The organism is Streptomyces sp. NPDC101234 (genome assembly GCF_044767525.1).
Classification (GTDB): Bacteria; Actinomycetota; Actinomycetes; order Streptomycetales; family Streptomycetaceae; genus Streptomyces; species Streptomyces sasae.
Window position 1 is genome coordinate 248,647 of the sequence record NZ_JBIWOA010000006.1, and the last position, 22,794, is coordinate 271,440.

Here is a 22,794-nt window from a genome sequence, read left to right on the forward strand (position 1 = left end):
CCAAAACTCAGGAAGGCGAAGGGGGTTGGGGGGCGTCCAGCAGCTGTGCCAGGTGGGTGGCGCCGGGTCGGTCGTCTGCGACGAGGTGCTCGATCTGCATCTGGCAGCTGAACCCGTCGGCCAGGACCGGCGTTTCGGGCGCGGCGGCTTCGAGCCGGGGACGCAGGGCCTGGTCAGCTACGGCGAGCGAGATGTCGTAGTGCTCGTTCTCGAAGCCGAAGTTGCCAGCCACACCGCAGCAGCCGGTGGCCTCGGTGACCTTCTCGACGCCCAGATCGCGCAGCAGGTCGCGCTGCTGTCCGGCGCCGAAGACGGCGTACTGGTGGCAGTGGGTCTGGAGCACCACTTCGTCAGGTACGTGCTGGGGCTTCCACCCTGCGGCGACGCGTTCGGCGAGCGCCCCGGTGAAGGTCCGCACGCGCGCGGCGACCCGGCGGGCCGCGTCGCTGTCCACCAGTTCCGGCAGGTCCTTGGCGAGGGCGGCGGCGCAGCTGGGTTCCGTGACCACGATGGGCCCTTCGGTCGCGTCGAGGGTCGCGGCCGTACGGGCCAACACGCGTCGGGCTATGCCGAGTTGCCCGGTGGTGATCCAGGTCAGGCCGCAGCAGACGTCACCGCGCGCCTGCGTGGGCAGCCCGGCGTCGGCAAGGACGCGGGAAGCGGCTCCGGCCAGTTCGGGACGGAAGGCCTGGGTGAACGAGTCCACCACGAGGACCGCCCCGGGTGCCTGCGCCGTCTCCGCCAGACCGCGCCGCCATGCGCGCCGTCCATGGAACGCGGGCAGGCTCCGCTTCGGCGTCACTCCGCCCAGGCGGGCGATCCATGGCCCGAGACGGCTGCCCATCACCGCGTTGACCAGCTTCGGCATGCGTCCGGCGAGCGCCGTCCACAGCGGGAGCCAGCCGAGCGAGTAGTGCGACAGGGGGCGCAGCCGCCACTTGTAGTGGTGGTGCAGGAACTCGGACTTGTACGTCGCCATGTCGACGCCGACCGGGCAGTCGCTGGAGCACGCCTTGCACGACAGGCACAGGTCGAGTGCCTCACGGGTCTCGCGGGAGCGCCAGCCGCCGGGCAGCGCGCCGCGCAGCATCTCCTGCAGGGTGCGTGCGCGGCCGCGGGTGGAGTGTTGTTCGTCGCCGGTGGCCCGGTAGCTGGGGCACATGACACCGCCGGTGTGGCTGCGGCAACGGCCCACGCCCACACATCGGTTGGCGGCCGCGGTGATGCCGTCGGGGTCCTCCAGGAGGGCGAACACCGTCGAGGGTGCGGTGGACCGGCCCGTGTCGAGGGCGAGGTCCGCGTCCAACGGGCGGGGGTCGACGAGAATGCCCGGGTTGAGCAGTCCCCCGGGGTCCCACACGTGCTTGAACGCCGCGAAGGCGTCCAGCATCGGCCGGTCGTACATCACGGACAGCAGCTCGCTGCGGGCCCGTCCGTCGCCGTGCTCGCCCGAGAGGGTTCCCCCGTGCCGTACGACGAGTCGGGCGGCCTCGGTGAGGAAGGCGCGCATAACGGCGCGACCCTCGTCGGTGTCGGGGTGGAAGTCGAGCCGCACGTGGACACAGCCCGCGCCGAAGTGCCCGTACAGGACGCCGGTGAGCCGGTGATCGGCCATGAGCGCCCGGAAGTCGCGCAGGTAGTTCGCCAGTTGGTCGGGGGCGACCGCCGCGTCCTCCCAGCCGGGCCACGACGCGCTGCCGTCGGTCAGCCGGGCGGCCAGGCCAGCGCCGTCCTCCCGCACCCGCCACAGGGAGGCCCGCTCGGAGCGGTCGGTGATCAGGCGGCCGGAGACCATCCGGCCCGCCGCCTTCAGCTCGTCCAGGAGACGTTCGGCCTCCGCGGCCACTTGCTGCGGGTCGTCCCCGTCGAGGTCGACGTACAGCCAGGCACGTCCCTCGGGCAGTCCGGTCACCGAGGCGGCGCCCCGGCGGTGGCGCATGGTGGCCACGATCGCTTCGTCCAGACCCTCGACCGCGGCCGGGGAGAACTTCAGGATGAGCGGGACGTCCTCGGCCGCGTCCACTACGTCGTCGTAGCCGAGTGCCACCAGCAGCGCGGTCGGCGGTTTCGGCATCAGCCGTACGGTCGCGGAGACCACCGTGGCGCAGGTCCCCTCAGTGCCGGCGAGGGCTCGTACGACGTCGAAGCCGTTCTCGGGCAGCAGGTGCTGGAGCTGGTAGCCGGAGACCTGGCGCGGGATACGGCCGAGGGTCAGGCGGATCGCCGCGAGGTTGGTGTCGACGATGCCGCGCAGGGCGGCCGTCAGCTCGGCCACCCGCTCCCGGCCCGCCTCGTCCACGGCGTGCAGCCCGTCGCGGTCGGCGACGACACGGGTGCCGTCGGCCAGGACCAGGTCGAGGGCGACCAGGTGCTCGCCGGTGCGGCCGTAGCGCACGGAGTGGTTGCCGCACGCGTCGTTGCCGATCATGCCGCCGATGGTGCAGCGGCTGTGCGAAGACGGGTCGGGGCCGAAGACCAGGCCGTGCGGGGCGGCGGCGTCCTGGAGGTCGTCCAGGACGATGCCGGCCTCGACGCGCGCGGTCCGCCCGGAGGCGTCGATGTCGAGGACACGCCGCATGTGGCGCGACAGGTCCAGCACGAGGCCGGTGCCGACCGCGTTGCCGGCCATGCTCGTGCCCGCGCCGCGGGAGGTGACCGGCACACCAAGCCGGTGACAGACCCGGTGCGCGCCCACGACCTCGTCAGCGTCAGCGGGGAATGCCACGGCCAGCGGCGGCACCCGGTAGTTGGACGCGTCGTAGGCGTACTGCGCGCGCCGCCCGCCGGAGGTGTCGACCCGCAGGGACGGCACCTCCCGGCGCAGGGCAGCGACCAGCTCTTCCACGGTGGTCATGACGTGGCGGCCGTGCCCTTGTCCACGGCTGCGCGCCAGGCGGCGAGGCCCTCGTCGACGGCGGTCTCGTCGATGACCAGCGCCGGGATCATGCGCACGACGTTGTTCCAGGGGCCGCACAGCAGCAGAAGGAGACCTTCCTCGGCTGCGGCCTGCTGCACCCGGGCGGCGGTGGCCGGGTCGGGGGAGCCGTCATCCGTGACGAACTCGTTGGCGAGCATCAGGCCCAGGCCGCGGACGTCGGCGATGCCCGGCGTGGTGCGGGCGATCTCCTCCAGGCCGGCGCGCAGCCGCTGCCCCATGGCGTTGGCGTTCTCCACCAGCTTCTCTTCCCGGATCACGTCCAGAGTGGCGACCGCGGCCGCGCACGCGACGGCGTTGCCGCCGTAGGTGCCGCCCTGCGAGCCCGGGAGCACCTTGCTCATCAGCTCCTGGGAGGCGGCGATGCCGGACAGGGGGAAGCCGCTCGCCAGGCCCTTGGCGATGGTGATGACGTCGGGGCGGACGTCCTCGGCGTGGTCGTGGCCCCAGAAGCGGCCGGTACGGCCGAAGCCGGTCTGGATCTCGTCCATGACGAGGACGATGCCGTGGCGGTCGGCGCGCTCGCGCAGGCCGCGGAGGAAGGCGGGGTCGGCCTGGATGTAGCCGCCTTCACCGAGCACGGGCTCGACGACGAAGGCTGCCGTCTCCTGCGGGGCGGTGACGGTCTGGAGCAGGTAGTCGAGCTCGCTGAGCGCGAAGCGGGTCGCGGTCTCCTGGTCCCAGCCGTAGCGGAAGGCCGTGGGGAACGGGGCGATGGCGACACCCGACATCAGCGGCGAGAAGCCGGTGCGGAACTTGGTACCGGACGTGGTCATCGAGGCGGCGGCGACGGTGCGTCCGTGGAAACCGCCGTGGAAGACGACGATGTTGGGGCGGCCGGTGGCCTGCCGGGCCAGTCGCAGCGCCGCCTCGACGGCCTCGCTGCCGGAGTTGGAGAAGAACAGGCTGTCCAGACCGGCAGGCAGCACGTCCCCGAGCCGTTCGACCAGCTGCTGGAGCGGCTGGTGCATCACGGTCGTGTACTGGCCGTGGATGAGCTTGCCGATCTGCTCCTGCGCGGCGGCGACCACGCGCGGGTGACAGTGGCCCGTGCTGGTGACGCCGATGCCGGCGGTGAAGTCCAGGTAGCGGCGGCCGTCGGTGCCGTAGAGGTACACGCCCTCGCCGCGCTCGGCGGTGACGGGGGTGGCTTGGCGCAGGTGGGGGGACAGGCTGGTCATGACGGGGCGACTCCTCGTGCGGGTTGAGCTGTGGGGCGGTGTGCCGGGCGCCGGGGACACGTGGACGGCGCCCGGCACGGATCGAGGGCGAAGGTCAGCCGTTGAACTTCTGGTGGACCTCGTTGACGGTGGCCGCCAGGTCGGTCAGATCGCGGCGGACGGCATGCGCGATCGACGGGTCGTCCTTCTCGTCGAGCCGGTTGATCCACACACGGGTGATGTCGAGCTCGCTGGCCGGCACCATGTCGTGGAAGTAGCTCTGCGCCACATGCACCCAGCGGTCACGGGCGACGCCGAGGGACTTCTCGAAGTACTCGAAGTGGTTGTGGGCCGGCTTGTAGGCGCCGGAGTCCTCGGCGGTGACGATCGCGTCGAACTGGATCCCGAGGCGGCGCTGGGTCTCGCCGATGACGACGCGGTCGCAGTTGGTGAGCAGGGCGAGGTTCCAGCCGGCCTCCTGCAGCTCACGCAGGGCCTGCTGGGTCTCGGGGAAGACCGGCCAGAACGGGATGCCGGCCGTCAGGACCCGGAACTGGTCCTCCACGAGGTCGAGCTCGGCCTCGCCGGCCGTGCGCTTCAGGGCCTCCGCCAGCACGTCGCTGTAGCGCATACCGGGGTGCTCGCTCTGCACCTGCGGCTCGTGGCGGTTGTAGACATCCAGCAGCTCCCAGCCCTTGCCGGGCGCGACGAGCTCGATGCCGGTGGCGATGCCGTGGCGCCAGTCCACGAGGGTGCCGAAACAGTCGAAAGTGACCCAACGCTTCTCGCTCATTGATCTTTCTCCGGGTTCTCGGAAGGGAGGAGCCGGGGCGGGGTCGTGACCACAAGCCGACCGGCATTGCCAACAGTCGGATCGTCTACGATTCGACGCCGCGCGTCTTTCGTCAGCCGTTCAGAAAAGGCGGCACCGACTTTCGACACCTGCACATGGTTCGCCGTCGCATGCGCGCTCTACGGTCCTCGGCACCAGCGGCACCTCGCGAAGCCGCCCCAATCCGCTCTCCCCGAACATTTCGGAGATCCCCGCGATGCCGCCCCATGCCCGCTCCCGCGAGGCTGTCCCAGCTCGCACCTTCCACCCCCCTTCGGCACAGCAGCGCTCGCCGACCGGCCGTGCCGCCGCCGCGACGGCCGGCGCCGCGGTCATCTGGGGAACCCTTGGTCCCGTGACGTCCCGGTTCCCGGCCGGGGATCTGCTGCACGTGGCAGAGCTGCGCCTGCTGATCGGCGCCGCGGCCCTGTACTTCCTGGCCCGATGCCGCGGTATTCGTCATGTGTCCTGGCAGCGGCGGGAGTTGAGGGCCGTCGCCCTCGGTTCCGTGGCCGTGTCGGGCTTCTCCGCGTGCTACTTCCACGCCGTCGACCTGTCCGGGGTGGCCACGAGCACGGTGATCGCCATCGGCGGCGCCCCGATCCTCTCAGGCCTCACCGCGCGCTTCGTCACCCGGCGGCCCGTCACCCGCACCTGGGCCGTCGCCACTGCAGTGGCCGTCACCGGCATCGCCCTGGTGTCCCTGCCGGGCGGCGCCCGCTCCTTCAGCCTGCCCGGCATCGCCCTCGCGGCCCTGGCAGCAGCCTTGTACGCGGCGCAGGCCGACACGATCCAGGTGGTGGCCCGCCGGCATGGGCCCGCCACCGCGGTGGCCGCCATCTTCGCGGGCGGCGCCTTCACCCTGACCCCCTGGCTGCCCGGCGCCGTGACCTGGGCGATGGCCGACAACGGGCGTCTGACCGGCGTGCTCTACCTCGGCGTGTTCACCACCGCCGTCGCCTACGCCCTCTTCGCCCACGGCGTCGACCGACTCGGCGCCCCGACCGCGGTCACCATCTCCCTGCTGGAACCGGCCACCGCCGCCGTCCTGGCCGCCGTATGGCTGCACCAGGATCTTTCCGCCCTGCGCTGGGCCGGGATCGTCCTCGTCCTGGGCGGGCTCGCCCTGATGATGCGACCGCGGCACAGCGGCCCGGTCTCGGCCTGATCCTCCCCGTCTTCCCCTCCTCGGGCTCCGGCCCGTCCATGGCCCCGCCAGTCGGCGGGTCCTTTCCCGAGCCGTGAAAGGGACCCTTCATGCAACAACTGCAACCCGGCCTCAAAGGCCGCCATCTGAGCATGATCGCCATCGGCGGGGTCATCGGCGCCGGCCTGTTCGTCGGGTCGGGCGCCGGTATCCGCAACACCGGTCCGGCCATCATCGTCTCGTACGCCCTGGCCGGGATCCTGGTCGTCCTGGTGATGCGCATGCTGGGCGAGATGTCCGCGGCCGCCCCCTCGACCGGCTCCTTCTCCTCGTACGCCGACCAGGCCCTGGGCCGCTGGGCCGGCTTCACCATCGGATGGCTGTACTGGTGGTTCTGGGTGGTGGTCCTCGCTGTCGAGGCGACCGCCGGTGCCACCATCGTGCACAACTGGATCCCGGCGATCCCCGCCTGGCTCGTCGCCCTGCTCGTGATGGCCGTACTGACCGGCACCAACCTCTACTCCGTCGGCTCCTTCGGCGAGTTCGAGTTCTGGTTCTCCGCCATCAAGGTCGGCGCCATCGTCGTCTTCATCGTCCTCGGCGGCCTGGCCGTCTTCGGTCTGCTGCCCGGCACCGAGGCGGTCGGCACGGACAACCTCACCGGCCACGGCGGATTCTTCCCGCACGGCGGCGGAGCGGTGGTGACCGGCATGCTGAGCGTGGTCTTCGCCTTCATGGGCAGCGAGATCGTCACCATCGCCGCCGCCGAGTCCAAGGATCCCGGCCGCGCCGTCGCCAAGGCCATCGCCAGCGTCATCTGGCGCATCCTGGTGTTCTACCTGGGCTCGATCGCCGTCGTCATCACGCTGCTGCCCTGGGACAGCAGCAAGACGGGCGCCAGCCCGTACGTCGCCGTCCTGGAGCACATCGGCATCCCCGGGGCCGCGACCGCCATGGACTTCATCGTGCTGACCGCGGTGCTGTCCTGTCTCAACTCCGGTATCTACACCGCTTCCCGGATGGCCTTCTCCCTCGCCGAGCGCGGCGACGCTCCCCGGTCGTGGACGCGCGTGACCTCTCGCGGCGTCCCGCGCCGGGCGATCTGGGCCTCCGTGGTCTTCGGATTCCTCGCCGTGGGCCTGAACTACTACTCCCCCGACCTCGCCTTCACCTTCCTCCTCAACTCATCAGGAGCAGTGGCGCTGTTCGTCTGGCTCGTGGTCGCCGTATCGCAGCTGAGGCTGCGTCGTCGCTACGAGCGGGAGGCTCCGGAACGGCTGGTCCTGCGCATGTGGGGCTTTCCGGTCCTGACGTGGGTCGCCATCATCGGCATCCTCGCCGTCCTGGTCACGATGCTGTTCGACGACTCCGCACGACCGCAGCTGCTTTGGTCGGTCGGCGTAGCGGCCCTGGTGCTGGTGTGCGCATGGGTACAGCAGACGCGGCACGGTGCCGCTCCCGTCGACCTTCCGGACCAGCAGCGGGAGCCGGTCCGCTGACATTCCTGTCCACTGACCGCCGCCTCCTCAGGAGGCGGCGGTCAGTCGTCTGTGAGCGCCCGGACCGCGCTGCCCAGGTGAGCGCGCATCAACTTCCGCGCTTCAGCCGCGTCCTGTGCCTCCAGCGCGTCAAGGATCCGTCGGTGCTCGTCGGCCAGGTCGGCCCGGCGCGGATAGTGGGCCTCCAACTGCACCAGGCACAACCGCACCTCCTCCAGCAGACCATGGAACAGCCGGTCCAGCCGCTCGCTTCCCGCCGCCTCGACCAGCGCCGTGTGGAAGGCGAGATCGGCCTCCGCCACCTCGCTCCACGGAGCGTCGGTGGGAAGGTTCTCCAGATGCTCCATGGCCTGCTCCACCGGGTGCAGGCGCTCCGCTGATCGGTCCGTCGCCGACAGATGGTCGACCACGTGCAGTTCCACGGCTTCCCGCGCGAAGTAGACGTCCCGTACATCCGCGCTGCTCAGCTCCGGCACGACGGCCGAGCGGCCTATGTCGCGGCGCAGTACTCCGCGCTCGACCAGGTGCTGCACCGCGGTACGTACGGTGGGGCGAGCGACGTTGAACCGCTCGGCCAGCTCCACCTCCGGCAGCTTCGAGCCGGGCGGCAGATCACCGCTCAGGATCCGCCGACGCAGTTCCTCGGTCAGTGCCTGCACGGCGGTGACGCGTTGCAGCACGGCGTATCCCCTTACTCCGGCTCGCGAGCGAGCAAGTTGTCACACAGTCTGACACATCCGCGATATCGGGTATCCGGACGTACTTGATGCGCCCCGATCGTGCATTTCCGGGGCGCATCAAGGGACTGCGGATCAGGGTGAGGCTGGGCTCCCCACGTGAGCACCGTCAGGAGCAGGGTCCGTCACGCGGTGCCGGTTCTTGGGGCTGAGGTCTTCCAGGGTGCGTCCCTTGGTCGCGAGCCCCAGTGCCAGCACGGTCAGCACACCCGCCAGAAGGACGGCCGAAGTGACACCGAAAACGGCGTTCAGTCCGCCCTGGGCTGCCGCGGCCGTGAAAGCAAAGGGGGCGATGATGCCGCCGATGCGCCCGAAGGCCGAGGCCGTCCCCTGACCCGTGGTGCGGATCTCGGTCGGGTAGGTCTCCGGCGTGTAGGTGTACAGGAGGGCGTAGACACCGTTCATGAACAGCGAGAGGGCTGCACCGAAGCCGATGATCGCACCCTCGGAGTGGGACAGTGCCATGCCGAGTGCGGAGAGGGTGGCGCCGGACAGGTACAGGGCGATGACCCGCTTGCGGTCGAGGTACTCCGACACGAAAGCGGCGCTGAAGTAGCCCGGGATCTGGGCCAGGTAGATGTACAGCACGAAGCTGAAGGACTTCACGACCGTCATGCCGCTGTCGGCCAGGAGCTTGGGCATCATCGTGAAGAAACCGTAGTAGGCGAAGGTCAGGCAGAACCACATCACCCAGGCCACGAAGGTCCGCTTGGCGAAGGGGCCGCTCCACAGCACGGCGAGCTTCCTGCCCATCGAGGCGTGGGCGAGGTGGCTGGTGGCGGACGGGGCGTCCGGCTCGGCGGGAACCGGCGGCAGGACGCCGCCGGTCTCCTTGCGCACCGACTCCTCCAGCGCGGCGACCACCTGCTCAGCCTCCTGCACGCGCCCCTTGGACAGCAGGTAGCGCGGGGACTCGGGCATGGAGCGCCGCCACCAGATCACGGCGAGTATGGGCACGGTGAGGATGAGCTGGGCGTACCGCCAGCCGTCGTCGAACGGGGAGATGACGTACCGGCCGATCAGTGCGGACAGGACGTAGCCGAAGGAGAAGAACCCGGCGACGGCACCGATGAACCGGCCGCGGTAGCGCCCGGGCACGAACTCGGAGAGGTACGGGGAGATGATGGCGCTCTCGGCTCCGATGCCGGCGCCGGCCAGGACGCGGAAGGCGAACAGCACCCAGTAGTTGGGGGCGAACGCGGCGACCAGCGTCATGCTCGTGTACACGACGAGCGAGCCGAGCATCACCTTCTTGCGGCCCAGCTTGTCGCCCAGCGTGCCGGCGGTGAGGGCGCCGAACAGGAATCCGATGAGCAGCGCGCTGGCCAGCAGGGAGATCTGTCCGGCGCTCAGGGACCACTGCTGGGCGACCACCGGCAGGATGAAGGCGATGATCGCCGCGTCGGCTCCGTCGAAGGTGTAGCCGAGACCGCCGATGATCAGGAGTTTGCGATGGGGACGGCTCAGGGGCAGACGTTCGAGCCGTGCGATGTGGTTCATGTTCGGTCCTCGAGATCGGGGGCGCAGAGGCTGTGGGGAAGCCGAGCCCGAACGATGGGAGCGGGAGGAGGTTTCTGAACCGGCGGCGCGGGATGCCGCTGGTGGGAAGGACCGTAGAACCGCCGCAAGTCCTGAACTATGGGCAGCGGTTCCGAGTTCTGCCGCAGCCCTTTGGGCATCTGACGAAGAACTCGCGGTGGCCTGCGCATGGACTCCCGGCGGCGTCGGGCAACCCGTATCGGGGACCCGCAGCCACGCGGTGCAATGCCAGCCGAGCGCGGTGCTCACGGCCTCCCAGCCCTCGGCCAGCACGTCCACCATGAGCAGCCCGCGGCCGTGTTCGTCGTCCGGCGCGGCGGCCTCCTGCGGCGCCGGGCGGTTCTCCCCGCAATCGCGGACATGCAGCGTGAGGCGCCGCCCGGACCACGTCATCAGTACGTAGAGCTCGCTGCCGCCGTGCACGACGGCATTGGCCGTGAACTCGCCCAGGATGGCCATCGCGGCATCCCGCGTGTCCTCCGGGAGCGGCCACCGGCCGAGTACGGAACGGGCGAAGGAGCGTACTGAACCGAGCCGTTGGGCTTCGGCGGGAAAGGCCGCGAGGGCGGCGTCCTGAGGCAGGACGCCGCCCTCGGGCAGAGAGGTGGACGCGCACGCGGCCGGCCGGGAGTCGGCCGATCCCGGTGCTCGCGCGGACAGCACTGCGATGGTCATGGCACGACTACTTCCGTCTCCGGCATCAGCCGCCGAACCTGATGGGACGAGGCGGAGGACAGGCCGGCCCTGTCGACCGCCACCTGCCCCTCCTTGACGACGAGGTGCACGCGCCCGCTGTCCTGCAGGACCGAGATGTCGTCGAGCGGGTCACCATCCACGACGACCAGGTCTGCGATCTTCCCGGGCGCCAGTGTTCCGAGGTCGTCGAGGCCGAGCAGTTCGGCGTTGGTGCGGGTCGCGGCCACGAGGGCGTCCATCGGTCCCAGCACGGAGGCCTTCAGCTGAAGCTCCAGGGCCTTGAAGGGCTGATGTGCGCCGAGGACGTCCGAGCCCGATCCGATGCGTACGCCCTTGTCCCGGAGGATGCGCAAGGCCTCGTATGCCCGCTCCAGCACATGGGCGGCCTGGGCGGCGCTGTCCGCCGTGAGGCCCTGTTCCTGGCCGTCGCGGACCAGAAGGTCGAACGTGGCGATGGTCGGTACGGCGAAGGTGCCGGCGGCGGCCATCGCCTCGGCGGCCTCCTCGTCGACCAGGTTGGCGTGCTCGATGCTGCGCACACCCGCTGCGACACAGGTCCGGATCGACTCGGGGGTGTAGCCGTGCGCCATCACATAGGTGTGGCGGGCCCGCGCCTCGTGGACGATGGCCGCGATCTCCTCGGCGGTGAACTGCGTGTGCGTCACGTGGTCCGTCGGGGACGTGCAGCCGCCCCCGGCCATGATCTTGATCTGGTCCGCTCCCCGGCGCAGCACCTCGCGAGCGCCCCACTGGCACTGTGCAACGCCGTCGACGATCACCCCCGGGTGGTACAGGCCGTCGCTACGACGCTGCCGGTCCTGCGTCTCGGCCGGGCGGAAGTCGCTGTGCCCGCCGGTCTGGCTCAGGGGGCCGGTGGCGAGGAACATCCGGGGACCGGGGACGAGACCGGTCTCCACCGCCTGCTTGAAGCCGTAGTCGGTGAACCCGGCGTCCCGCACCGTGGTGAATCCGGCCGCCAGGGTCCGGCGCATGTTCGCGAAGGTCTTCGCGGCCAGCACGGGGCGCGAAACGGTGTCCACCAGGTTGAGCATTTCGGTGGCCGCGAGGTGGGTGTGGGCGTCGATCAGTCCCGGCAGGACGGTTCGGGCGCCGACGTCGATGACCTGGTTGCGGCCGGTGTCGACCGGGGACCGACCCATCCCCGTGATGCGACGGCCCTCGATACGGATCCACCCTGCCTCGACGGGATCCGTTCCGCTTCCGTCGATGATCCGGGCATTGACCAGGTAGAGGGTGTCCACGGCGGGCTCCTTCGCGGCTGTATCAGCAGGCTGCCGCTCACGCTAGGAACCGCGTAGGGCACGGACCATGGACAACCGTTGTGAAGTACGGGCCCCGCCGTACGGCAATCGTTCAGAGCCGGTGCGATCAGTCGGCCTTCGACTCGATCAGCCGGAGCAGTTTGATGCCCAGGTGCAGGGCGAGCCGGTCCAGTCCGTCGCTCAGATCCATTCCGCACAAGGAGGCGGCCTTCTCCAGGCGGTAGTAGACGGTGCCCCGGTGCACGTGCAGACGCGCCGCGGTGGTCTGGTTGTCGCAGCCGCTGTCGAGATAGGTCTCCAGGGTGTCGATCAGGCTCGCCTGGGAGGGCTGGGCTTCCTTCAGCAGCGCCACCCGCGGGTCCATCAGGTCCCGCAGGAGATGGTCCGGGGTACCGATCAGGACACGCAGCGCGCCAAGCAGATCCCACGAGCACACCGGTCCGGTCTCCGGCCAGACCCTGGCGGCCCGCGCGGCCAACTGCGCATGTTCGTACGACAGATGGGCGTCATGCAGATCGGTCTGCGGGTCGCCGATGCCGACAACGAGCTCGGGGAGATCGTCGCCACCGGCAAGCAGGTGATCGATGATGCGTTCCGTGTGCCCAGGCTCCGCAGTCGGCGGGACCGCCGCCAGGATCACGGCTCCTTCCGCATCGAGACATCGCAGGGCCCCACGAGGCAGACCGCCGTGATCACGCCACAGCCAGTGCTCGAGAGCGTCCGTGCCGGCCCCTCGGCCCACAGGCCGCAGGAACACGACGGCGACCGGCCAACCGACGGGGAACCTTCCCTGTTCGCTCAGTCGATCGGCGGCCTTGCCTCGCACGGCCACCGATCCCCGTACGAGATCACCGAGCAGGTCGGCGTCGCTGTGCCGGGCTTGCTGGTCCAGGTACAGGACCCGCCCCACTTCGGCGGCGGCTTCCAGGACCGCGTCCATGCGTGTTTCGTCCAACTCGTGACGGACGTCGAGGAGGCAGATGTATCCGCAGGTGGTCGACGCCCAGCGGGCGGGTACCACGACCCGACTGGCCAGTTCGCGGTCCGGGTCCGCCGGGATGCGCACCGGGGCGGTCGCTGTGTCGATGCCGTAGCGGCCGAACCACTCGCGCACCCACTCAGGGGTCGACCGCAGGAGCAGCGCCTGCCGACGCACCGAATCGATCTCCGCATCGTCGTGCGGGCCGAATACAAGGGAGTTCAACCGGGTGTCGGTGAGTGACGTCGGCACACCGACCTCGGCAGAGATGTCGTTGATGACGTCCTGCAGCTCTTGTAGCACGGCGGCCTCCCACAACGTCCCGAGAGCGAGAGGGAACGGCGTCTGCCTCCCACCGCTGGGAACATACTGTCAGACAGACTGACACGGTGAGGGTGCCGACGTGATCGGCTCAACGGCCGACAGCCCCCCATCGCCGCAGCGACGCACAGCAAACGACTCCGCCCTGTCCGTCAAGGACAGGGCGGAGGGGGCACAGCGCGAGTGGTGGGGCACCGATGGGGGCGGGTCGTGCGCCTAGCGGTCGCCCGCAGCGGCGTCGGCGGAGACGGCCTGCTCGATCGCAGTCAGGTCGCCGGCGTCCAGGGTCACGTCCAGTGCGCCCAGCGCCTCCGCGAGTCGGTCGCGCCGACGGGCGCCCACCAGCGGCACGATGTCCTCGCCGCGCGAGAGCACCCAGGCGATCGCGATCTGCGCCACCGACACCCCTTTCCGCTCGGCGATCTTCCGCAGCTCGTCCACCAGGTCCAGGTTGCGCCGGAGGCTCTCGCCCTGGAAGCGCGGCACCATCTGGCGCTGGTCGTTGGCCGCCATCTGCTTGTCACGCGCGTGGTGGCCCGAGATCAGGCCGCTGGACAGGACGCCGAACGCCGTGATCCCGATGCCCAGTTCGCGGACGGTGGGCAGGATCTCCGTCTCGACGTCCCGCGCGATGAGCGAGTACTCGGTCTGGACGTCGGCGATCGGGGTGACGGCGGCCGCACGCCGGATCGTCTCCGCGTCGGCCACGCTCAGGCCGACGTGTCGCACGTACCCCTTCTCGACCATCTCGGCGATCGCACCGACCGTCTCCTCGATCGGGACGTTCGGGTCGGTGCGCGAGATCCGGTAGATGTCGATGTGGTCGGTGCCCAGGCGCTGGAGCGAGTACGTGAGGAAGTTCCTCACGGCGACAGGGCGCCCGTCGAACCCGTTCCACCCGCCGTCCGGGTCGCGCAGCGCCCCGAACTTGACGCTGGTCTGAGCCTGTGTACGGAGGGAGGCGGGTGCGGTGCGCAGGGCTTCGCCGATCAGCGCCTCGTTGTCACCCGTGCCGTAGAAGTCGGCGGTGTCGAGCAGGGTCACGCCCGCTTCGAGCGCGGCGTGGATGGTCGCGATGGCCTCGGTCCGGTCCACGTCGCCGTAGTACCCGGCCATGCTCATGCAGCCGAGGCCGATTGCGGAGGCCTTGGGGCCAGTGGTTCCGAGAGATCGGAGGTACATACTTATAGACCCTTTCAGGGATAAATGCCGCAGAGTCGGTATCTGCAATCTGCAACTCGTTGCGTATTGCGCCGGCGGCGTGAACGGTCGGCCGCCGGCGCGGCCTCCATGAGCGCGGAGGCGTGGACTAAATCAGTTGATGCCCATGAAGGCGTAGACGGTGGTGATCTGCCCATTGGTGTCGCGGAAGACCACGTCGACTCCCCGGGCTGCGGTGTTGCCGTCGGGGGTGAGCATGGACCAGCGCAGGAGCAGCGCTTCCCCGGCCTCGGAATGCTGGTCGTAGGCGAAGGTCAGGCCGTGCCCGACCAGGTACTGCTCGTGGATGTGAGCCACGTGCGTGGCGATGTTGTCGACGCCCTGCACGGTCAGGTCGTTGGACACCATGCGCCCGTCGGCCGACCACAGCTTCTCGATCTTCGCTCGCCGCAGTTCCGCGTCCGGCTCGGTGAAGCTCTCGAGGTAGGCGCGGTCGAACTCGGTCAGCGTTTCGGCGGCCATGGAGAACACCTCTCACTTTGGGACCATCGGCGTCGGCCCGCTACGGACCGGCGGTCTGTTACGTCGTCGACACTAAAGAACCGACGGTCTATTGTCAAGAGACCGTCGGTCTGAAATCTGGGCTGCCCGGCACTCAGCTCGATGCACCGCCACGGGGACGTCGCGGATGCTCCTCCCCCTGCCCGCCCTCCAGGGGCCCTCGGCGGGAAGGGGTATGCCTCGGTCCCGGCGTGCGGGGTATGAGCTGCCAGGTTGCGCAGGTTGCACCCACGAAGAGGACGCGCAGCATGCGGTGGCGACCTCAAGGTGTAGGCCGCCACCGCACACACGGCCGGGTCAGACGGCCGACCAGCCGTTGTCGACGGGGAGTACGACGCCGTTGATGTTGCTGGCCGCGTCCGAGGCGAGGAACACGATGGCTGCGGCGGCCTCTTCCGCCGCGCCCATGCGGCCCACGTTGGCCCGGTAACGGCCTATGGTCGCGGCGCCATCACCGTCGTACGTGATGCTGTCGGTGATGGCGGTCTGGGTACCGCCGGGGGCGATGGCGTTGACCCGGATGCCGCGATCCCGGTACATGACCGCGGTCGACTTCGTCAGGCCGACGATCCCGTGCTTGGAAACGGTGTACGCGGTGCCGGCGGCGCTGCCGCGCAGGGCCGCCGCCGAGGCCGTGTTGACGATCGCGCCGTTGCCGCGGGCCAGCAGGTGGGGCAGGGCCGCACGGGTGAGCAGGAACGGAGCGGTGAGGTTGATCCGGATGACCCGCTCCCATTCGGCGTCGCTCACGTCGGCGGTGGCGGTCATGGTGTCCATGATTCCGGCGTTGTTCACCAGCACGGCGAGGTCGCCGAAGGATTCCACCGCGGTGGTGACGACCTCGTCGACGATGTGCTGGTCACTCAGGTCGCCGATCACCGCGCGAGCGGTGCCGCCGTTCGCCTCGATCTCTTTGACGACCGCCTCGGCGCCGGTGGCGTTGATGTCCGCGACGAGGACCTTGTCACCGAGACTCGCGAACCGCAGCGCCGTGGCGCGTCCGATCCCCGATCCGGCGCCGGTGACGATGACGCCGCGTCCTTCCGGTCCGGTGGTTCCGCTCATGCTGCTGCTCCTGTGGAAGATGTGGGTACGGCGTCCTGCCAGCGGGCGCGCACGGCGATGGACTGCCGCCAGGTACCGATGTTCTTCGGGGGCATGCCCACGGCCAGGACGCCGGTGAGTCGGTCTCCGGTGCGGTAGACGGCGATGAACTTCCGTTTTTCGAGGCTGCCTTCGGTGATCCGTACCTCGTCGTGGCCACGCAGGTGGCCATAGGCACGGATCTTCATGTCGTACTGGTCGGACCAGAAGTACGGCACGGGTGCGAAGGGCCGTCGGGCGCCGAGGAGGTTGCGGGCGGCGGCCATGCCCTGTTCGGCGGCGTGGGTGCGGTGCTCGATCCGCATCGTCGTGCCGAAGAGCGGGTTGTGCCAGCGGGCCACGTCGCCCGCGCCGTACACCCCGGGTGCGGCGGCGCAGTACTCGTCGCAGACCAGCCCGTCGTCGAGGGGCAGGCCACTGTCGGTCAGCCATTCGGTGTTGGGGCGGGAGCCGACGGCCACCAGCACCGTCTCGGCCTCGACCAGTGTGCCGTCGTCGAGTCGTACGCCGTCGGCGACGACTTCGGAGACACCGGTTGCGGTGCGCAGGTCGACGCCGTGGTCGAGGTGGACCTGGGCGAGCATGCGGCCGATGTCCTCCCCGACCGCGTGGGCCAGCGGGACCGGGGCCGGTTCCAGAAGCGTCACACGGGTGCCCAGAGCCGCGGCCACCGCCGCGGCTTCGGCGCCGAGGAATCCCGCGCCGACCACGGCCAGTGTGCGGCCGGGACCGAGGCGGTCCCTCAGGGCGAGTGCGTCGTCCAGGGTGCGCAGGGTGTGAGCCGGGTTGCCCGGCAGTCGCCGGGGCCGTACCCCAGTGGCCAGGATCAGTCCGTCGTACGGCACCTCCGTGCCGTCGGAAAGCAGCACGGTGCCGTCGGTGAGGTCCACCCCGACGGCTTCGCAGCCGTAGCGGGCGTCCAGGTTGAGGGCGTCGAGGTCGGCCTTGGTGCGCAGGGGCAGCCGGTCGGGACTCCAGGCGCCGGAGAGGATCTCCTTCGACAGGGGCGGTCGGTCGTAGGGGAGCCCCGGCTCGTCCCCGATGAGGGTGATGGTGCCGGTGTGGCCCTCGCGGCGGAGGGTCTCCGCGGCGGCGAGGCCGCCCGCGGAGGCTCCGACGATCACGACACGCCCCGAGGGGGTGACGGTCACGACTCCACCAGCCGGATGGCGGCCGCCGGGCACACCGTGGCGGATTCCCGGACGGCGTCGTGGAGTTCGGCTGCCGGGGCTTCGTCGAGGAGAACGACCATGCCGTCCTCCTCCCGCTGGTCGAAGACGTCAGGGGCGAGCATCACGCACTGGCCCGAGGCGACACACTTGGGAACGTCGACTTCTACACGCATGACGGTTCTTCCTGTTGCTGGTGGGAGTGTTCGTGGGGAAGCCGGGTCACCAGGTGACGGGTAGCTCGAGGATGCCGTAGACGGAGGTGTCCTGTTTGAAGGCGATCTCCTCCAGCGGTACGGCGAGCTTCAGGTCGGGCAGCCGGCGGAAGAGTTCGGGCATGACGACCTGGAGTTCCGCGCGGGCGAGCGGCTGGCCGAGGCACTGGTGGACGCCGTAGCCGAAGGCGATGTGCCGGCGGGCGTCCGCGCGGGCCAGGTCGAGGTCGTCGGGGGCGGCGAAGAACTCCGGGTCGCGGTTGGCGACGTTGATGGAGATGATCACGCCCTCGCCCGCGCGGATGGTGACATCGCCGACGGTGACGTCCTCCAGGGCGGTGCGGCGCAGCCCGAAGTGCACGATGGTGAGGTAGCGCAGGAGCTCCTCCACCGCGACCGCGACCTGGTCCGGGCCGCCGAACAGACGCGGGATCTGCTCGGGGTTCTCCAGCAGGGTGACGGTGCTCAGCGCGATCATGTTCGCGGTCGTCTCGTGCCCGGCGAACAGCAGGAAGGCGCTCAGGTCGGCGGCGTCCTGATCGGTGATGCCGCCCTCGTCCACCTGCCCGGCGAGGCGCGTGATCAGGTCGTCTCCGGGTGCGGTGCGCTTGGCCCGCACGAGCCCGAGCAGATACTCGCCGAGGTTCGCGAACGCCTTCAGGCTCTCCTCAGCCGTGGCCGTCCGGTCGACGAGCGTCTTCGACTGCTCTTGGAAGAACGTGTGGTCCTCGTACGGCACGCCCAGCAGTTCGCAGATCACCAGGGACGGCAGCGGCAGCGAGAAGTGCTCCACGAGATCGACGGGGCCGCTCAACTCGCTCATGGTGGCAAGGAGTTCATCGGTCAGGCGAGCGATGGCCGGACGCAGCGCGTCGACGCGCTTGACCATGAACTCCCGGGTCAGAGTGCGCCGCATCATCGTGTGAACGCTGCCGTCGTACTGCTGGAAGAAACCGCGCGGGCTCCGCTGCTGGCCCTCCCGGTCCTGGGGGGCGCCGGGCAGGCTCGGGTCGGTGCTGAACGCCGGGCTGCCCAGCACCGCGCGGGCGTCCTCCCAGCGAGTCACGAGCCACGGAGTGAGTCGGCCCCCGTGAAGGGTGACCCGGGTGACGGGGCTCTTCTCACGCAGGTCCGCATACAGCGGCGGGGGATCCAGGGGCGCGGTGTGAGGCCGGGTGAGCTCGAACGCGGGGGTGGGTGACGTGGGGGGCATGACTGTTCCTCTCCACCGTCCACTAACGGTGTTAGGCGAGCATGTGCCCGTAGACTAACACTGTTAGTCGATCGACTGGAGGGAGTAGTTCCGGCCAACCGGACAGGTAGGGTGCACAGGGCAGGGAGGCGATATGAAAGCGCAGGCCAGACGGGTACCCAACGTGCGCGGCGAGGGCGAGCGGCTCCGACAGGAGATCCTGCACGCGGCCACGCGGATCCTGGAGGAGACCGGACGCGAGGACGCGCTGTCCCTGCGCGGAGTCGCCCGCGAGGTCGGTATCTCCGCGCCCAGCGTCTACCTGCACTTCAAGGACAAGACCGAACTGGTCTCCACGGTGCTCGACGCCGCCTACGGCGCTCTGGCCGAGTCGATGGGCAAGGCGGGCGAGACAGCCGCCCGGGACGGTGCGAGCCCGTGGGAGCGGATCACCGCCACGGTCACCGCGTTCCGCCGGTTCGCCGTCGACAAGCCCCGCCGCTACCGGCTGATGTTCAGCCTGGAATACGAGCCCCGGCCCCGCCCCTCCACCGACGACGAGCCCCTGGACACCGTGCTCGGCGCATGGGCCGACGCGGTGGACCGCTACCTGGCCGCGGTCAGTCCGGACCGCCGCCCCGAGGCAGAAGTCCTCGGCATCCACATATGGACCGCCCTCCACGGCCAACTGGTCCTATGGCGCACCCTGCCCACCCGCTTTGGCGACAGCGAGGACATCCTGGTGGAACTGGAGCAATCCCTCCTGCGGAGGCTGCTGCCTGATCCCGATCAGCACTGACCGCAACGGAAGCCGCCCAGGAACGGCGGCCTCCGGCGATGGCGCCGACCGCAGAGAACGAAGCTCTGGCTCTCACAGTCGAGCAGGAACGCCCGGTGAGCAGTCGAGCCGTACGCTCAACTGCACCCCTCACTGACGATGGCGAGACCCTGGCGGGCGAGGTCTGCCAGGCTCTGTTCCCGGCGCTCGACGGACTTGGCAGCGACGCGGACGACGGCGAGGAAGACCGCGGCGAGGAACCGGGCGCGCAGGGGGCGGTCCGACCCGGCGGGGAGACGCCGGCCGATGGCTTCCGCCAACTCCAGTTCACCGGCGGCGAAGACGGCGGCCGCCGCACCACCGAGGGTGGGATGGTGGAGCACCTCCCGGTACCGCTCCTCCTGCACCGGGTCGACGGGGTGCGCGGCGGCGAATTCCTCGGCGGCACGGACGAACGCGGTCGTCGGCGTCTCCTCTGCGGGGCGGGCGCGGAAGAGGTCGACCAGCGCGGCGATGCGCACCCGATCACCATGCAGCAGCGCCTGTTCCTTACTGGCGAAGTAGTTGGAGAAGGTGCGCCTGGAGACGAAAGCCTCGTCGGCGATGGCCTCGACCGTCAGCTTTTCGAGGCCGTGCTCGTGGGCGAGACGCACGGCTGCTTCATGCAGCGCCTGACGGGTCGCCGCCTTCTTACGTTCACGCAGGCCAGGGGCCGTCTCGGAAGTCACGTTCCGCAGCATACGCGGAACCGGAAAAAATTCCCAGCGAGAAAACTTGCACAGTGAGCATGTTTTCTGTGAGGCTGGCAGCCAGCGACCACGTGAGGACGACCCGTGTCGCGCACCACCGATCTCCCCACGGAGGCCCGACCATGTCCCACGCCCTTTCCCGAACCGTCGACGACGGGGAGTCCGCAGCGCCGCGGACCAACGCCGTCGTCGCGGCCCTGGCCTTCGGCGGGATCGTCTTCTCGCTGATGCAGAGCCTGGTGATCCCGATCGTCCCGGAACTTCCGAAACTTCTGGACACGTCGTCGTCGAACAGCTCCTGGGCTGTCACCGCCACGCTGCTCGCGGCCGCCGTCGCCACCCCGGTGACGGGTCGGCTGGGAGACATGATCGGCAAGCGCCGCATGATCCTGGTCAGCCTTGTCATGCTGATGGCCGGCTCCATCACCGCCGCCCTCAGCGACTCCCTCACTCCGATGATCGTCGGCCGAGCGCTCCAAGGATTGGCCGCCGGCGTCGTCCCGCTGGGCATCAGCATCATGCGCGACGAACTGCCCCCTGAGCGGCTCGGCTCCGCCACCGCGCTGATGAGCGCGTCCCTCGGCGTGGGCGGCGCCTTCGGTCTGCCCGCCGCCGCGGCCATCGCCGAGCACTTCGACTGGCACACGCTGTTCTGGTCCTCGGCTGCCGCCGGCGCCGTCGCCACCGTTCTCGTGCTGCTCTTCGTACCGGAGTCGAAGATACGCACCGGCGGACGCTTCGACGTCGTCGGCGCCATCGGCATGGCGGCCGGCCTTGTCAGCCTCCTGCTCGCCGTCTCCAAGGGCGCGGACTGGGGCTGGACCAGCGGTACCACCCTCGGCCTGTTCGCCGCGGCCGTCGTGATCCTGCTGCTGTGGGGTGTGTTCGAACTGCGCGTCAAGGAGCCGCTGGTGGACCTGCGCACCACCGCACGCCGGCAGGTGCTGTTCACCAACTTCGCCTCGATCGCCGTCGGCTTCGGCATGTTCACGATGATGCTGGTCATTCCGCAGCTCATGCAGCTCCCCACGGCGACCGGCTACGGTCTGGGCAAGTCGCTGCTCACCGCCGGTCTGGTCATGGCGCCGATGGGAGCGGTGATGATGGCCACGGCACCGATATCGGCCCTCGTCTCCAGGGCCAGGGGCCCGAGGACGACCCTGATGATCGGCGCTTTGATCGTGGCCGCCGGCTACGGCCTGAACATCATGCTCATGGACGAGGTCTGGCACTTCGTGCTGGTGGCATCCGTCATCGGCGCCGGTATCGGCTTCACCTTCGGCGCCATGCCGGCCCTCATCATGGGCGCGGTGCCCGCCTCCGAGACGGGCGCCGCGAACAGCCTCAACACCCTGATGCGGTCCATCGGTACCTCGACCGCCAGCGCGGTCGCCGCCGTGATCCTCTCCCAGATGACCAACACCGTCGGCATCACCGCCCTGCCGTCGGAGAACGGCTTCAAGACGGTCATGGTCGTCGGCGCCGGTGCCGGCCTCCTCGCCTTCGCCCTCGCCTCCTTCATCCCGCGCCACCGCCCCGCGGTGGCACCGGATGCCGCCGCGGAGGGTGCGACAACCGAGCCCTCGGCTGCGTCCGCGGCTTCCGACCCGGCCGCGGCACCGGCCACCGTGAACGGGTCGCCGGTGACCACCCCGCAGACCGCCACGGTCCGGTCGGCGCGGGTGGTGACACCCACCGTCGCGACCGTCGTAAGCGGGGGGATCCCCGTCGGCGGACACGTCCACGGCGCGGAGAAGGCACCCGTGGCCCGAGCCGCGGTGACGCTGATCTCGCTGGAAGGACGCCAGTTGAGCCGCTCGGTCGCGCGTGCCGACGGCTCGTACGGCGTGGACGCGCCCGGTGCCGGATCGTACGTCCTCATCGCCTCCGCGGACGGCTACCAGCCGCAGGCCACGACCGTGGTCGTGAGCGGCGAACCGGTGACGTACGACATCCTCCTCAGCGGCACCAGTGCGCTGGCCGGTGTGGTGCGCTCCTCCGACAGCGGGAACCCGGTCGCCGCGGCCGCGGTCATCGTGACCGACGTCCGCGGGGACGTCCTGGCCAGCGAACAGACCGACTCCTTCGGCGAGTTCAGCGTCGCCGACCTGGTGCCGGGGCCGGTGACCCTCGCGATCACCTCCCCCAAGTACCGGCCGCTGGCTCAGCTCGTCGAGATCGGCGCCACCGGCATCACGCGCATGGAGGTCGAACTGCACCCGGGGGCCCACCTGCGCGGCACGGTGCGCGGCGCGGGCGTACCGCTCGGCGACGCGAGCGTCACGCTGGTCGACACGGCCGGCAACGTGGTCGCCACCACGCGCACCGGAAGCGACGGGGCGTACGCCTTCTCCGACCTGGGCAGCGGCACCTACGCCGTCATCGCGACCGGATATCCGCCGCGGACGGCCGAAGTCGCCGTCTCCGAGGGCGACGTCGACGGCCTGGACCTCGAACTCGCCCACACCGGCGAGTAGTCCGGGCACCCGGGCCCCGGACGGCATCCCGGCGGAGCGAGAGCGTCTGCGGGCCGGCCGGGGAAGGGATCTCCGGCGACGACAGGCATGTTCCCCGCCGCCGGAGATCCGAGCAGGGCCGCACCTCCAGAACTCCCCCGCTGGAGGTGCGGCCCACACCGCGTGAACGACCCGACGGCAGCGGCTACGACGAAGAAGAGCAACACACCGTTCGCCCTGGTAGCCGTACCGATCACGATCCGACCGGCTCAGAGGGCATC

The 22,794-nt window shown here is 70.0% G+C and carries 18 protein-coding genes and 1 pseudogene; 4 read left to right on the forward strand and 15 right to left on the reverse strand.

The window, feature by feature from the left end:
• Positions 1 to 7: 7 nt before the first annotated feature.
• From ACIRR9_RS13860 to ACIRR9_RS13870, 3 genes are all read right to left on the reverse strand, one after another.
• Entirely contained in the window at positions 8 to 2,854 is a 2,847-nt protein-coding gene (locus ACIRR9_RS13860; protein ID WP_403750879.1) for an FAD-binding and (Fe-S)-binding domain-containing protein, read from the reverse strand.
• On the reverse strand, positions 2,851 to 4,116 hold the full coding sequence (locus ACIRR9_RS13865; protein ID WP_403750880.1) for an aspartate aminotransferase family protein: 1,266 nt from the start codon (positions 4,114 to 4,116) through the stop codon (positions 2,851 to 2,853). Before ACIRR9_RS13865 ends, ACIRR9_RS13860 begins: the two co-directional genes overlap by 4 nt.
• A gap of 94 nt (positions 4,117 to 4,210) precedes the next feature.
• A complete protein-coding gene (locus tag ACIRR9_RS13870; RefSeq protein ID WP_403750882.1) occupies positions 4,211 to 4,888 on the reverse strand; it encodes an HAD family hydrolase in 678 nt (225 codons plus the stop codon).
• 256 nt (positions 4,889 to 5,144) lie between these two features.
• Between ACIRR9_RS13870 and ACIRR9_RS13875 the strand changes: the two genes are divergently transcribed.
• Positions 5,145 to 6,095, forward strand: a complete 951-nt coding sequence (locus ACIRR9_RS13875) for a DMT family transporter (protein WP_403750884.1) — start codon at positions 5,145 to 5,147, stop codon at positions 6,093 to 6,095.
• Between the two features lie 89 nt (positions 6,096 to 6,184).
• Positions 6,185 to 7,573 carry an amino acid permease gene (locus ACIRR9_RS13880; protein ID WP_403750886.1) on the forward strand — a complete coding sequence of 463 codons (1,389 nt, stop codon included), beginning with the start codon at positions 6,185 to 6,187 and terminating at the stop codon, positions 7,571 to 7,573.
• A 41-nt stretch (positions 7,574 to 7,614) separates the two neighbouring features.
• Here ACIRR9_RS13880 and ACIRR9_RS13885 read toward each other — a convergent pair whose 3' ends face one another.
• The 11 genes and pseudogenes from ACIRR9_RS13885 to ACIRR9_RS13935 form a co-directional block, all read right to left on the reverse strand.
• On the reverse strand, positions 7,615 to 8,253 hold the full coding sequence (locus ACIRR9_RS13885; RefSeq protein WP_403750888.1) for a GntR family transcriptional regulator: 639 nt from the start codon (positions 8,251 to 8,253) through the stop codon (positions 7,615 to 7,617).
• Between the two features lie 132 nt (positions 8,254 to 8,385).
• On the reverse strand, positions 8,386 to 9,810 hold the full coding sequence (locus ACIRR9_RS13890) for an MFS transporter (RefSeq protein ID WP_403751184.1): 1,425 nt from the start codon (positions 9,808 to 9,810) through the stop codon (positions 8,386 to 8,388).
• A 312-nt stretch (positions 9,811 to 10,122) separates the two neighbouring features.
• Positions 10,123 to 10,524 (reverse strand): annotated as a pseudogene (locus tag ACIRR9_RS13895) (ATP-binding protein); the annotation flags it as partial.
• Positions 10,521 to 11,807, reverse strand: a complete 1,287-nt coding sequence (locus tag ACIRR9_RS13900; RefSeq protein ID WP_403750890.1) for an amidohydrolase family protein — start codon at positions 11,805 to 11,807, stop codon at positions 10,521 to 10,523. The pseudogene ACIRR9_RS13895 and the gene ACIRR9_RS13900, both read right to left, overlap by 4 nt.
• Positions 11,808 to 11,934: 127 nt before the next feature.
• Entirely contained in the window at positions 11,935 to 13,110 is a 1,176-nt protein-coding gene (locus tag ACIRR9_RS13905; protein WP_403750892.1) for a PucR family transcriptional regulator, read from the reverse strand.
• Positions 13,111 to 13,344: 234 nt separating this feature from the next.
• Positions 13,345 to 14,310 carry an aldo/keto reductase gene (locus ACIRR9_RS13910; RefSeq protein ID WP_403750894.1) on the reverse strand — a complete coding sequence of 322 codons (966 nt, stop codon included), beginning with the start codon at positions 14,308 to 14,310 and terminating at the stop codon, positions 13,345 to 13,347.
• Between the two features lie 132 nt (positions 14,311 to 14,442).
• Entirely contained in the window at positions 14,443 to 14,811 is a 369-nt protein-coding gene (locus ACIRR9_RS13915; RefSeq protein ID WP_403750896.1) for a hypothetical protein, read from the reverse strand.
• A 336-nt stretch (positions 14,812 to 15,147) separates the two neighbouring features.
• The gene (locus ACIRR9_RS13920; protein WP_403750898.1) at positions 15,148 to 15,915 is read right to left on the reverse strand and encodes an SDR family NAD(P)-dependent oxidoreductase; all 768 of its coding nucleotides are present in this window, start codon (positions 15,913 to 15,915) and stop codon (positions 15,148 to 15,150) included.
• Positions 15,912 to 17,105 (reverse strand): NAD(P)/FAD-dependent oxidoreductase, encoded by a 1,194-nt coding sequence (locus tag ACIRR9_RS13925; RefSeq protein WP_403750900.1) that lies wholly within the window; start codon positions 17,103 to 17,105, stop codon positions 15,912 to 15,914. Before ACIRR9_RS13925 ends, ACIRR9_RS13920 begins: the two co-directional genes overlap by 4 nt.
• Positions 17,102 to 17,299, reverse strand: coding sequence for a ferredoxin (locus ACIRR9_RS13930; RefSeq protein ID WP_403750902.1), 198 nt, complete (start codon positions 17,297 to 17,299; stop codon positions 17,102 to 17,104). Before ACIRR9_RS13930 ends, ACIRR9_RS13925 begins: the two co-directional genes overlap by 4 nt.
• A gap of 46 nt (positions 17,300 to 17,345) precedes the next feature.
• Positions 17,346 to 18,551 (reverse strand): cytochrome P450, encoded by a 1,206-nt coding sequence (locus tag ACIRR9_RS13935; protein ID WP_403750904.1) that lies wholly within the window; start codon positions 18,549 to 18,551, stop codon positions 17,346 to 17,348.
• Positions 18,552 to 18,684: 133 nt separating this feature from the next.
• Here ACIRR9_RS13935 and ACIRR9_RS13940 point away from each other — a divergent pair, with 133 nt between their 5' ends.
• Positions 18,685 to 19,329, forward strand: coding sequence for a TetR/AcrR family transcriptional regulator (locus ACIRR9_RS13940; RefSeq protein WP_403750906.1), 645 nt, complete (start codon positions 18,685 to 18,687; stop codon positions 19,327 to 19,329).
• A 116-nt stretch (positions 19,330 to 19,445) separates the two neighbouring features.
• Here ACIRR9_RS13940 and ACIRR9_RS13945 read toward each other — a convergent pair whose 3' ends face one another.
• Positions 19,446 to 20,036 carry a TetR/AcrR family transcriptional regulator gene (locus tag ACIRR9_RS13945; RefSeq protein WP_403750908.1) on the reverse strand — a complete coding sequence of 197 codons (591 nt, stop codon included), beginning with the start codon at positions 20,034 to 20,036 and terminating at the stop codon, positions 19,446 to 19,448.
• A 143-nt stretch (positions 20,037 to 20,179) separates the two neighbouring features.
• On the opposite strand from ACIRR9_RS13945, the gene ACIRR9_RS13950 reads away from it, so the two are divergent.
• Positions 20,180 to 22,534, forward strand: coding sequence for an MFS transporter (locus ACIRR9_RS13950; protein WP_403750910.1), 2,355 nt, complete (start codon positions 20,180 to 20,182; stop codon positions 22,532 to 22,534).
• The last annotated feature ends 260 nt before the right edge of the window (positions 22,535 to 22,794 follow it).